We start from the raw sequence: 13,114 nt of genomic DNA, 5'->3' as shown, positions 1-13,114 counted from the left end.
AAGTAAATTTCTCATATTGATGAATATAGTTTTTTGTGGTACGAGAAAAATTCCGTTGTTTTATCTGCAGGGGGGAAATTTGTGTATGGAACGTTCTCTCATAAATAACGGGAATGTTAATTAGCCATATACTTAGGAAATGGAATAGGCAGTGAGAAAACGTGAAATAAAAATATTTCCAATAGGAATTTTAGGGATGTGCTTTGTTTTAACGGGATGCAATTTATCAGCTCCTACCTATGGTACCGATAAACCAGTTTCGATACAGTTTTTTGAAGATGTTGCTAATATTACTTCATTAACACCAACAAATAACAGTAGCCAGATTGTTATGAAACCTCATCCAAAACTTGTAATACCAAGCCCTAGTTCGCGCGGATTTTTACCGATTCCACAACAAGATAGATCTGTCAATGAAATAGCAGCATCGAAGAAGCATCAAGGAAATAAGTCTTTTCCTCACAAAGGATCGTCAATTAATGGCGCTGGTTCAGAAAACCCTTCACAGTTGAATGCGAAGCAACGACAGGAATATTTACGTCGTCAGAGAGCACAAGTTGGAAGTTCAAAATACCGTCGCTATCTCACTGAACCACCTTTAAGTTATCGCCAACCGGCAAAAACCGCACCTATTGGTCGATAGGGAAAAGACAAAATATTTAAAGTAAAGAATTTTTCTAATTACTTATTATACCAAGCTCTCATTCTCGCGCAGTTATAATGCTGTTGTAGGAGGGGTGTTATTCTCATGAAATAGCAATATGACAACAGCATCGAGAGAGTCCTTATGCGTTTCCTAACACGAAACATTTCTCAAGCTCATTTTACAACATCGCTCATGTGGATAGTATAACGTAAAATCTATTGTGCTCCAATATCTTTATGCTTAGGAAGGAGAAAACTGATACTATCATTTTATTTTCCAAACTCCAATGTTGCGACAATTCTTGCATTTGAGAGCCTTCATAAGAGACATTTTTAGTCTTTTCTAAAACGTTCTTTATCCAGAAGATAATCCCGCTTATGATGTGCAAGAAAGTAACTTTTATTGCTTCAATGTAATTTGAAATGAGAGTATATCTACGATATTTTGGACTTTATATTTTATATACAAAATAATGAATTATTCTTATGAGTGAATGTATTATCTAATAGAAGCAATATTCAGCATTAAAAAAGAGAAAAAATGCTTCGAAATGGCTTTTGCTATATATATCAGAGGAATTAATAGTCTTTTTTTGAGAAATAGGATAGTTTTTAAAGAGTGAAAGTTATGGAAGAAGAATTGTTTTTAGTATCGCTTTTGTATAAAAAAATCTTTAAGTAATTGAGCAGCTTCTTTTTCTTTAAAACCAGAATAAATCTCAGGTTTGTGATGACAGGTTGGTTGCTGATAAAAACGAGGACCATTTTCTATAGCCCCCCCTTTGGGATCATTTGTTGCGTAATAGAGACGTCGTATGCGTGCAAATGAAATGGCAGCAGCACACATAGCACAAGGCTCAAGTGTTACATAAAGATCGCAATCAGGAAGCCTTTCGCTTTGCAATGTTTCGCAAGCCATACGGATTGCGCGCATTTCTGCGTGTCCTGTAGGGTCATATGCAGATTTTATAAAGTTACCAGCGCGTGCAATGATAGCTTTTCCACGTGTAATGACAGCGCCTACGGGAACTTCATCTTTTTTTGCAGCCCATTGCGCTTCTAAAAGGGCTATTTCCATGGGCGTCAAAGTCATCATATTCTTTCTACTGAAGGTATAGAAAATCTAAAGGTTATCTCGATAAGAAATGTGATGGAATGAATAATTTATTACGCTTTTATAATGAAAGGAATACCTCTATTTTTTAAAGTGTTTAAAACAAACGTGCAAGTCAACAAATACATTATTGTCGTTAAAGGATAGAAAATGATAAATGATTATGCTACTTCCTCTTTCAGGATAAGCGGTATGGTGCATGTGAATAATTTTCTGAACATACTGGCAAAGATTGGTTTGAAACGCAAATGAATGAAAATAATGAGAGTGAACGAATTGCTAAAAGGTTAGCGCGTGCTGGTGTTGCTTCGCGTCGAGATGCAGAAATGATGATTGTTGCAGGTCGCATTTCTGTAAATGGTACGGTCGTGACAACGCCTGCTTTTAATGTTAGCCGCTCTGATGTTATTAAAGTTGATGGCAAACCTTTACCTCCTATAGAACGAACGCGTTTATGGCTTTACCATAAGCCAGCAGGCCTTGTCACCACGAACCGTGATCCTGAAGGCAGACCTACAGTATTTAGTAATTTACCAAAAGGAATGCCGCGTGTTCTTTCTGTTGGAAGGCTTGACATTAACACGGAAGGGCTTTTGCTTTTAACTAATGATGGTGGCTTAGCGCGTGTATTAGAGCTTCCTGTAACAGGATGGGTCCGCAAATATCGCGTCCGTGCTCATGGAAGAGTAAAGAAGAGCGCGCTGGATAACCTTAAAAATGGTATTGCGATTAATGGCATTTTTTATGGTTCGATTGAAGCATCAATTGAACGTGAACAAGGATCTAATATATGGCTTTCTGTCGCTTTGCGTGAAGGAAAAAATCGTGAAATAAAGAATGTTTTAGGGGCGTTGGGATTATCAGTTAATCGATTAATACGTGTATCTTATGGTCCATTTCATCTCTCTGATTTAGAAGAAGGAGCCGTGCAAGAGTTAAAAGGGCGGATGTTACGAGATCAGTTGGGGGAGCGTTTGATTATGCAAGCTAATGCAGATTTTGATGCTCCTATTCTTAAGCCATTTTCAAATTCTGCAGTTGTTGCAGAAAAGCAAAGCCAAAAAGATCTTTCTGTTGCAAATGATGGTTGGGTTTTCTCAAGTGAAAGGGCGATACGGCGCCGACCAAGAGATGGTTCTGTTGAACATAGTCGTGCACGATTAAGTACAAAGTCTCATGAGAATGTAAAGAAGGAGAAAAGTGAGGAAGGAAAAGCAGAGCGTTTTCTACCGCGTTCTCGCCGTGCTAATGTTTGGATGGCTCCTGGTGCACGTCCGCAGAGTACACGTAGAAAGCCTTCCTATAGTGAGGAGAAATCGCATGACCATAAGAGCGATTTGGATGGTAGAAAATCCTTTCATCGAGGCAAGGAAAAACTAAAAGAAAGTCCGTTACACAAAGAGAAGAGGGGAAGTTTTGTTCAAAAACGTGGCAAAACATCTTATGACGAGACGCATCCCTCTGGTAAGAAAGATCGCTTTTTCAAGGATAAAGAGAAAATGATAAAAAGTGGACATGAGGAGCATTCTTTTGAGAGAAAGAAAAAGGTAAAATCGTTTGGTGGTGCTATGAAAAAATCTAAACCACATAGGGATGGTGCAAAAACTTCGAAGCGATTTGGAGGTTCACGTGCGGATCATAGGCGGTAAATTTGCTGGGCGTGTTTTGTTTTCGCCTGTTAATCAGTCGATTCGCCCAACGAGTGATCGTACACGTGAAAGCCTTTTTAATATTCTTTCTAGCCGTGAAGAACAATTTTGGACCAATAAACGTATTCTTGATCTTTTTGCTGGTACTGGTGCTTTAGGCATCGAAGCACTTTCACGTGGAGCAAAGGCGGCTGTTTTTGTTGAAAACTCGGTTGAGGGGCGTGGGTTGCTTCAAAAAAATATAGAAGCCTTTGAATTACAGTCGATAGGACGGATTTTGCGTCGTGATGCGACAAAACTTGGCAATATTGGCACAATGCTTCCATTTGATGTTATCTGCGCTGATCCTCCCTATAGCCGTTGTTTAGGTGAACGTGCTTTCGTAGAAGCTTTGCGAGGAGGGTGGGCAAAAGCTGATACACTCTTCATACTTGAAGAAAAGAAAGATACAATGATTCATTTACCTGATGTCTTTTATCTAGACGATGAGCGTTTTTATGGTGAGACAGCAATACGTCTCTATAAATTACGATCGCTTACATTTTGAGAAAGTTCTTGTTTTTATCCGGTAGGATGAAAAAATGCTTCTTTACAGTTTTCTTCATTTTATATGGTTTTTAAAAGGTTAAACAGAAAATAAATAAAAGATTCTAATGTTAAAGGAATTGATGAATTTTGATTTCATTATGTTTTTTGTCTGAATCTCTCATTTTTTGAAGTTTTTCATAGCCCCAAGAGCGAGTCTTTTACAATATACGCCCTTTAATATAGAGGGGCCATCTGTTCTTCTGTCTAGCCAAAAATTGCTTTGAGGTGTAATGCTATTGGACCTAAATTAGCAGTATGTATTGCTGCTAATTTTTGTAAGTTATATGCTGATTTGTTAATTTCATCTACATTAAAAGTGTAACACATTGTCAAAGCTTTAGTGTATTATTAGCTTTACTACCGATGAATGTTTTTTCTCCAATAGGATATATATTTCACGACAACAGTTATAATACCTTTTTGTCTAATTTCTTTCGGCTGCACATTAATCATCAACATCTCATTAGCAGCTGAAAGCTTTCAACTATGCAGTCTGCATTTATATCCTAAATAGTGTGTAACTTTTATCTTTATTATTGTATGAACTTAAAACAGATATTTTCTATTTAAGGTAGACAATAGTGTTCATTTATACTGAACATTTGTGTGTTTATTTATTAATATCGCTTGTTGAGTTAATCATTATATATTAAGTAAATCTGAAAGTATTAAGTGTGTTATCGTTATTACATTTTTAAGAATAATTTTTATATTATTCTTTAGCAATAAAGCTAAATGATTTCTAAAACAGGGAAGATTATCATGTTTAAATGGATATATAGCGAAGAAATTAACACAGAAGCGAGTGCTGAGCAAATTTGGGCTATATGGGAAGATGTGTCATCATGGCCTTGCTGGGATAGTGAACTTGAGTGGGTAGAACTTTCTGGTCCTTTCAAAGAAGGGGCTACAGGACGCATGAAACCTAAAAAGGGACCTACAGTAACTTTTACACTTGATAAAGTTATAAAAAATGTTTTCTTTTCTGATTATGCTAAACTGCCTCTTACTCACATGAGTTTTGATCATGAATATATTTGTTCAAAAAAATCTGATTCTTCAAATAACAAAATTCGCCATACTGTAACCATGTCTGGTTTACTTTCTCCTTTCTTTGGAATGGTTATTGGGTCAAAAATTAAGTTACACCTTCGTGATGCAATGATTGAAATGAGCAGACGTGCTCTTATTGAAAACAAAATCATCTCGTAAGGGGGTGCATTTATAAAGAAGTTAATACCTTTACAAAGGCGCAGAAATCTTAGCCTTGTTAGAATGAAATCAGTTATGAGTATATAGCAAATCGATGAGGTATGATTTGTTTTTTCATTAGTCGTTGAAATCGAGTCAAATCATCTGAGAAAATTAATTTTGCACCAAAGATCTTATAAGAGTCATTGAATTTTATTCAATATATAAAAGCTTATGAGGTGCGCATTTTTACTGAAAATAAAGAAAGTTGTAGAAGCTTCTGCTCTTGTGAATCTGTAGGTCAATATTGTCATGATATTTGCCAGTTTCTAGTATTGCGATAGTTTTTGATTTGAGAACCTTGATAAAAGGCATTTTGACTTCTTCTTAAATAGTTTTTATCAACATTACCTCTATTCATGATGTGAGAGCGAATAGTTGTGATTTCCTCAACATAAATAAGTTTAAAATGGAGAAAATTTAATGATATTTGATTCTTTTATGCAAATTACAAAACGATCAATTATAATTATAAATCAAAGTGTTTTTTTTGATTAAAAGATGATGACTTTCTAAAGAGTACAGCTTTAAAAGGCTCTAAAGGATAAATAAGCTCACTCTTAATTTCCGTAAAATTAATTTCGTATCATTGTATATATTTGGTTTAAATGTTTAAAAAAGCGATTTTTTAAAATGCATACAGATATCCTAGTTTCTGCAAATACTTTTGTATCTGTTAAAACAATTATGAGCGATAAACTTGTCAAAATTAATTGGAAGAATACGCTTATTGCAGATTGAATTGAAAGATAGATACAACGTTGAGTTTCATATAAAAGTTTTATTGATTATCGTTTTATGACAATATTACACTTCTTTATTTTTTAATGGAGGGGAAAGAGGAAAGAGTATAGTTCTTAAATCAAAATCTATCCAGTATCTTAGAATTTTTGTTTCAGGAAAAAGAAGTCTGTCAAATTATGCCTGTTTAATAACAAAATAACCGATTAAGGATGACGCATGAAAAAATGAGATGCTCTCGATTAGACGCATTAGAAACGAGAGAGAATGTTATGATTATAACTTATTTCTGATAAATATAAAAAATGAGTTCTTTGTGATACCACGTCCATGAGGGTAAAGAAGTTTATGACTGCTCATTTTGTTGAAACCATAATGAAAGGAAAAATTTTTTATTCCGTTTATGTTTTTTGTTTACAAGATTGCCATCTTATTATGAGAGAGTTTATAGAAGCAAAGAAGTATACACAAATATAAGGCATTTTCTTGATTCTTGCTTGGAAATTAAAGAATGCTATAGGAATAAAGGAAGTTGTTTGACTATCCAGAGGACATAAGGTTTGTGACTTAAGTCGTTTTATGCTTTTCGAATTTTTGAGGATTTTGACTTAAATTCAAGTGTTATTGCTAGGTCGTTTGTTGATTGCCAAGTTTTCGGTTGATTTGATTATCAGTACAGATTGGGTTATCTAAAATGATAAGGGGCAATGAGAAATCTTGAAACTAAAGAAATTTTACGACATATTGCGTCTTTTCATAAAGAAGCTAAAAAGGAAATTATTCGATGCATTAAAAGAAAAAATGCATGAAATGTGCGTAATTTTATGAATAAACATACAAGAGTTATATTCTGATTTATATAAAATTGTCAGAGTGCTTATCAATGTAAATAATAAAATATTTCAGGGAGTCTATAATGACTGACAAAAACCAGATTGAGAAAGCTGTTTCACTGGTTGAAGCAGCAAGGCGTTCTGGGGCAGATGCTGCTGATGCCGTTATTGTTCATGCTCATTCTACCAGTGTATCAGTTCGTTTTGGGAAAGTCGAATCAACAGAAGCAGCAGAGAGCAATGATTTTACTCTAAGGGTTTTTGTTGGAAAAAAAGTAGCAAGTGTTTCTGCTAATTTAGCGTCTTATCCGCAAGAACTTGCGGAACGTGCTGTTGCGATGGCTAAAGCTTCTCCCGATAGTTTATTTGAAGGTTTGGCAGATAAAGAGTGTTTGGTTAAGTCTCCTAAAGATCTTGATCTTTTTGATGATTTTGTGCCAAGCAGTCATTTTTTAACAGAAGATGCTTTAAAAACAGAGGCAGCAGCTCTTGATGTTAAAGGTGTAAGTAATTCTGGTGGCGCTGCAACAGCTTATGGTCGGAGTGGGTTTATTCTTGTGACCAGCGATGGTTTTTGTGGAGCCTATCGCTCCAGTTGCTTTTCACGTTCTTGTAGTGCTCTTGCAGGTGAAGGCACACAAATGGAGCGGGATTATGATTATACAACAGCCTTACATTTTTCTGATTTAGAGGCAGCAGAAACTGTTGGAAAGAATGCAGGGTTTGGTGCTGTCCGACGTTTGGGTGCAGTTCGTGCGGCGACTGGGGGCGTTGATGTTATTTTTAATCCGCGTACGGCTCGCGGAATTGCAGGGCATATCGCATCTATGGTCAATGGAGCCTCTGTAGCTCGTAAAACAAGTCTTTTACAGAATTTCCTAGGCAAGGAAGTGATGAAGCCTAATGTTAATGTAACCGATCAACCTTTGCGATTACGTGGAAATGCTTCTCATCCTTTTGATGGAGAAGGGGTAGAGGGGCAAACACTCAATATTATTGAAAATGGTATTTTAAAAAATTGGCTTCTTTCATCATCTACAGCACGTGAATTGGGACTTAAAACAAATGGACACGGTGTGCGTTCGGCATCATTAGTGCAGCCGACAAGTACAAATTTTGCAATTGAACCGGGTTTAGTATCGCCTTGCGATATGATAAAAGATTTGCGAAATGGATTTTATGTGACCGAATTATTCGGTCACGGCATTGATTTTATTACTGGTCAGTATAGTCGTGGGGCTTCCGGTTTTTGGATTGAAAATGGTGAAATTGCTTATCCGGTGAGTGAAGTAACGCTAGGTTCTGATTTGCTTCATATGTTAGCACATTTAACACCTGCCAATGATATTGATCGGCGTTATGGTACGGCGGCTCCAACATTGTTAATTGAAGGGATGACACTTGCAGGAAAATAACACGCATCATTCTTCTGATTTAAATCTTTTGCGGGATGTTTGTCGAGAGGCAGGAGATTTAGCAATGCGGTATTTTGGATGCACGTTGGATGTTTGGATTAAAGAGGGGAATTCACCGGTCAGTGAGGCAGATTTTGCTGTTGATCATTTTTTGAAAGAGAAGCTTCTTGGAGCGCGTCCAAATTATGGATGGATTTCAGAAGAAACAAAAGATAATCGAGAACAACAAGATTATGAACGCTCCTTTGTGGTTGATCCTATTGATGGAACACGAGGTTTTCTTTCTGGCAGTCCTTATTGGTGTATTTCGGTTGCCATTATTGAGAATGGGCGTCCTATTGTGGGCGTTCTACAATGTCCGGCTCAAGGAGATATTTATGCAGCTGTAACGGGTGGAGGGGCAACATTAAATGGGATAAAACTTCCTCGTTTAGCCTCGGGGGGGCATCGAAAATATAAAATTTCGCTTGATAAATCGCTCGCAAAAAAATTACCAGATGATTTTCTCAATCGAGTTATTCTTTACCATTATCTTCCTTCTCTTGCTTATCGTATTGTTCTTGTTGCTCAAGATGAAATTGATATCGTATTAGTTCGTCCAAATTGTCATGAATGGGATATTGCCGCTGCTGATCTTATTTTGCAGGAGTGTGGAGGGTGTTTTTTATCGCTTGATGCCCCTTTACTATCTTATGGAATTGAACCTTACCAATATGGACTTTTAATTGCTGGTAAAAATAATTGCTGTCAAGATATGATAGATGTTGTTCGTCAAACAAAGTTAGTTTAATCACGTAAAAGCGCGCTAAAATAATCTAAATGATATGGAGGCACATATGACTGAAACCAACGAAAAAAAACAATATTTATATCTTGTATTTGGTGGGGAATTAAAAAATCTTAACAGTAATCAATTTAAGAATCCTGATGATTTAGATGTGGTTGGTATTTTCTCGGATTATCAATCCGCTCAAGAAGCATGGCAGGCAAAAGCACAAAGCAGTGTAGATAATGCATTACAACGTTATTGCATTGTAGATTTGCATCAGTTTCTTGATGCTGAGTTAGGCGATGCAGAGTAAAGCTTGAATATTTGGTCATTATAGCCTGTAGATTGCTTCACGCTTTTGTTTAATCGTCCTTTCCATAGGTACGTTCTTCGGGTAAAATAGAATGCCGTAAAAAAAGAATATGCTTGTTGTTTAAAATTCATATGTTTTCTTAATGAAACATCTTTCAAGGCACCCAAGCACATTCCATAATGGTGTCCGTGCAAGTTATAAAATCCATTGTTGCACCACCATCTTTGCGGTTAATAAAAATGCAAGACAGTTCTATTAACCTATTTACAACAGCAATATTATCATGACGAGCGATCACTCGAAGTTTATGATTATATTGTGAATAGTCACTCTGCTTTTGAATGGAGTATGAAACATTAATGCGTTCAGATTAATAAAAAGAGTAGCATTATTAATGATACCAATTACTACTCCGTTGAGATTATTAGCACTCCCTACTTATCCATTGGAATTTTTCCAACAAGTTATCACTATAAGCTTAGAAACCATGAAAGTCGTTAGAAACTTACCAAAATTAGAAACTTAGAAAAACTGAATAGATTGATGAAGTTAACTTACCTCATAAGTTTTTTTGAGTACTCGTTTAAAACTACAATCTATAAATTAATCATTTTGTGTTGATTATACACAATCTTAAAAGGAATAATACACCATGCGATCTCCTGAAAAGAGAGGATTTAAAATTTTGAAAACTCTTATTTAAATTGCTTTAAGACTTTTAAGAAATTTTCTATTAAACAAGATTAGATTTTTCTGGATTACCTTTAAGAGATTATATCACAATTTAAAATGAGAACTTTATACCGTTCAAAAGTTTTTTTAAGATTAGTTTTACATATTCATTTTATTGAAATGAAATCATAGAGATTAGGCTTTTTTAAAACATATTTTATTTGTTGGATTTATATAGGTTATAATATTTATATGGATTATTTTTTGAAAAATTGATAATACATAATATATGTAAAAATAAGTTTTTTCTCTAAAATACCAACGTGCAAAATTCAAAGTTTTACTAAAATCATAAGAAGTATTTATTCAGTGAGCTGAAAAAAATTGATACAATCTATGTTATAGGTTGTATGATATTTATCATTTATATTTTCAAAATTATAATCGACTGAAATGTAGCTTTGTTATTTTTTGAGTAAGATTTTTTATAGGGTGCAGAATGAAGTGATAAAATCCATATAAGTGACAAAGTTTCATTAAAAGAGATTTAAATAACGTGTATAGGTTATCTTTATAGGAAAATTTTAAAAAAAAATATGGCGATAAAATTACGTTTTTTGTCCTTTATGTATTGAATTTTCTCATGGGTGAAGCGTTTTTTATTCAAGATATGGATGATATTAAAAAAATATGGATGTAACTAATAGTGTGAATTTTTTAACAAAATAAGCATATAGATATCTTAAAATAGCTGGAAGAGGTGATTTTAAATGGTAGAATTAAAGGCACATACGGCTCTTTTAAGCTATCGGATGATTGGTTTTTGCTTATGTCCTGTTATTCCTTTTTATTTGTTCTTCCGTGCTATTCGTGGAAAAGAAGAGTGGTGTCGCAAAAAAGAGCGTTTAGGTAAAAGTTCTCATGTACGCCCCCAAGGTTCGTTAGTTTGGTTGCATGCAGCAAGTGTTGGAGAAACACTTGCACTTGTCCCACTTATAAATTATATTTTATCATTGAAAATCAATGTGTTAATGACGACAGGGACTGTGACATCTTCTACTCTTGTGAAAAAACATTTTGGTAATAGGTTGATTCATCAATATGCTCCTTTGGATTTAGATTTTGCAGTGCGCCGTTTTATTAGTCATTGGAAGCCTGATCTCGCCTTGATTTGTGAATCAGAAATTTGGCCTCTTCGTATTAAAGAACTTGCAAAAATGCGTATTCCGCAGATTTTGGTTAATGCCCATATGTCTGAACGTTCTTTTAAAGCTTGGCAAAAACGACGCGTTCTTGCCAAACATATTTTTAAGGATATTGATTTGGCGATTGGTCAAAACGAAAGAGATGTAGCTTATTACCATACACTTGGCGTAAAATCTGTTACGTTTTCTGGGAATCTCAAGGCTGATGTTGTTCTGGTTGAAAATCAAGCATTGCTTGCACGTTATCGTAATGCAATCGGCAATCGCCCAGTTTGGGCAGCTGTTTCAACGCATGAAGGGGAAGAGGAGATTGCTTTTGAGGTCCATAAGATTGTTAAAAATTATTTGCCAGATTTATTAACAATTATTGTGCCTCGTCATCCTGAACGTTCAGAAGATCTTATCAGAAAATGCGATAATAAGGGGTTGCGTTTTATTCGGAGGAGTAGAGATGCTGTTCCAAACATGAATACCGATATTTTATGGGGAGATACAATTGGAGAAATGGGGCTTTTTCTTCGCTTATCGAAAGTTTCTTTCGTTGGTAAGTCGTTATGTGGAAATGGTGGACACAATCCATTGGAATTGGCTTTGCTTGGTTCTGCTATTTTGACAGGGCCCCATGTTTCAAATTTTCAAGAGATGTTCGAACAATTTTTAACGCATGATGCAGCATATATAGTTCAAGATACAAAACAGCTTGCTATTCAGGTGTATAAGCTTTTAACAAATGAAACATTGCGACAAGAAATGGTTGATAAGGCTCATGAAGTGGCGACAGATATGGCAGGTGCACTTGAGCGCACATTAAAGACTTTAGATCCATTTTTACAACCCCTTGTAATACAAACGGGTTTACGTCAGCGTCAGGGTAGATATGCATATTAGCGCCCCCCATTTTTGGTGGAAAAATAAAAGCTTTTTGCGTTTTGTATTAGCTCCAGTTTCATGGGGGTATGGTTATTTTTCAAGTCGTTTTATGACAAGACAGCCTTCCGTGATTGATTTGCCAGTTTTGTGTATTGGAAATTTTACATGTGGCGGTGCGGGTAAAACGCCGGTTGTTATTGCTTTTAGCAAAGTGGCTAAAGAACTTGGTTTCGTACCTGGTATTGTATCACGTGGTTATGGTGGATCAGTTAAAGGGGTACATCTTGTAAATGAGAAATATGATACTCCACACAATGTTGGAGATGAGGCACTTTTACTTGCACAGCATGCTTTTGTAGCTGTATCACCTAATCGTTATGCAGCGGCACAACGGCTTAAGCAAGAGGGATGTAATCTTATTTTAATGGATGACGGATTTCAAAGTCGCCGTCTTTATATGGATTATACGTTACTCGTTGTTGATGCGATGCGCGGTTTTGGTAATGGAGCTGTCTTTCCAGCAGGACCTTTGCGCGTACCATTAAAAACGCAGTTTTCTTTTATGGATAGTGTTTTATTGATTGGTCATTCCGATGCGCCTGATAATGTTTCTTTTCTTGTTTCTCGTACTGGAAAGCCTTTATATCGTGCTCATCTTAAAGCCATTGCCTCTGATGAGGTTTCAGGAAAATCATTTTTGGCATTTGCCGGTATTGGCAATCCAGATAAATTTTTTAAATCTATTAAAGAATTATCTGGTCATGTGGTGCAAACTTACATGTATCCAGACCACTATTTTTTCACAGATAAAAATTTAAAAAGCCTTATACAAAAGGCTAAAATGCACAATTTATGGCTAGCAACAACAGCTAAAGATTATATCCGTATACAGACAATTCACACGCAAAAAGATTTGAAAAATCTTATTGTCTTTGATGTGAATGTTGATTTTGTTCAAAAAGATTTCTGTCGTATGGTCCTTGAGGAGGTCATGAGCCGCTTTAGAAAACGTTCCCTTGAATTTTTTTGTCTAAAAGGTAAAGGCTAAA

General features: G+C 35.6%; 10 protein-coding genes and 1 pseudogene. 10 read left to right on the top strand and 1 reads right to left on the bottom strand.

Features of this window, described 5'->3' with window-relative positions; all coding sequences use genetic code 11:
• The first annotated feature begins 151 nt into the window (after positions 1 to 151).
• Positions 152 to 643 (top strand): hypothetical protein, encoded by a 492-nt coding sequence (locus ACFIJ7_RS03395; protein ID WP_375644617.1) that lies wholly within the window; start codon positions 152 to 154, stop codon positions 641 to 643.
• A gap of 648 nt (positions 644 to 1,291) precedes the next feature.
• Here the strand turns inward: ACFIJ7_RS03395 and ACFIJ7_RS03390 are convergent.
• Entirely contained in the window at positions 1,292 to 1,738 is a 447-nt protein-coding gene (locus ACFIJ7_RS03390) for a nucleoside deaminase (protein WP_375636040.1), read from the bottom strand.
• Between the two features lie 269 nt (positions 1,739 to 2,007).
• On the opposite strand from ACFIJ7_RS03390, the gene ACFIJ7_RS03385 reads away from it, so the two are divergent.
• From ACFIJ7_RS03385 to lpxK, 9 genes and pseudogenes are all read left to right on the top strand, one after another.
• A complete protein-coding gene (locus ACFIJ7_RS03385) occupies positions 2,008 to 3,408 on the top strand; it encodes a pseudouridine synthase (protein WP_375644616.1) in 1,401 nt (466 codons plus the stop codon).
• Positions 3,389 to 3,955, top strand: coding sequence for a 16S rRNA (guanine(966)-N(2))-methyltransferase RsmD (gene rsmD / locus ACFIJ7_RS03380; protein ID WP_273787828.1), 567 nt, complete (start codon positions 3,389 to 3,391; stop codon positions 3,953 to 3,955). Before ACFIJ7_RS03385 ends, rsmD begins: the two co-directional genes overlap by 20 nt.
• A gap of 803 nt (positions 3,956 to 4,758) precedes the next feature.
• A complete protein-coding gene (locus ACFIJ7_RS03375; protein WP_375628586.1) occupies positions 4,759 to 5,208 on the top strand; it encodes a hypothetical protein in 450 nt (149 codons plus the stop codon).
• A gap of 1,696 nt (positions 5,209 to 6,904) precedes the next feature.
• Positions 6,905 to 8,236 (top strand): TldD/PmbA family protein, encoded by a 1,332-nt coding sequence (locus ACFIJ7_RS03370; protein ID WP_375644615.1) that lies wholly within the window; start codon positions 6,905 to 6,907, stop codon positions 8,234 to 8,236.
• Complete coding sequence (locus tag ACFIJ7_RS03365) at positions 8,223 to 9,026, top strand: 3'(2'),5'-bisphosphate nucleotidase CysQ (protein ID WP_375635949.1); 804 nt, start codon at positions 8,223 to 8,225, stop codon at positions 9,024 to 9,026. The genes ACFIJ7_RS03370 and ACFIJ7_RS03365 overlap by 14 nt, the downstream gene beginning before the upstream one ends.
• A 46-nt stretch (positions 9,027 to 9,072) precedes the next feature.
• Complete coding sequence (locus ACFIJ7_RS03360) at positions 9,073 to 9,318, top strand: DUF4170 domain-containing protein (protein WP_375635948.1); 246 nt, start codon at positions 9,073 to 9,075, stop codon at positions 9,316 to 9,318.
• Between the two features lie 262 nt (positions 9,319 to 9,580).
• A pseudogene (locus ACFIJ7_RS03355) lies at positions 9,581 to 9,844 on the top strand (type ISP restriction/modification enzyme); the annotation flags it as partial.
• Positions 9,845 to 10,760: 916 nt separating this feature from the next.
• Positions 10,761 to 12,083, top strand: coding sequence for a lipid IV(A) 3-deoxy-D-manno-octulosonic acid transferase (waaA, locus tag ACFIJ7_RS03350; RefSeq protein WP_375635947.1), 1,323 nt, complete (start codon positions 10,761 to 10,763; stop codon positions 12,081 to 12,083).
• Complete coding sequence (lpxK, locus tag ACFIJ7_RS03345) at positions 12,073 to 13,113, top strand: tetraacyldisaccharide 4'-kinase (protein WP_375635946.1); 1,041 nt, start codon at positions 12,073 to 12,075, stop codon at positions 13,111 to 13,113. Before waaA ends, lpxK begins: the two co-directional genes overlap by 11 nt.
• Position 13,114 lies beyond the last annotated feature (1 nt).

The organism is Bartonella sp. MR100HLJHH, from assembly GCF_042194215.1.
GTDB classification, from domain to species: domain Bacteria; phylum Pseudomonadota; class Alphaproteobacteria; order Rhizobiales; family Rhizobiaceae; genus Bartonella; species Bartonella grahamii.
This window is presented reverse-complemented; position numbering and strand designations above follow the sequence as displayed.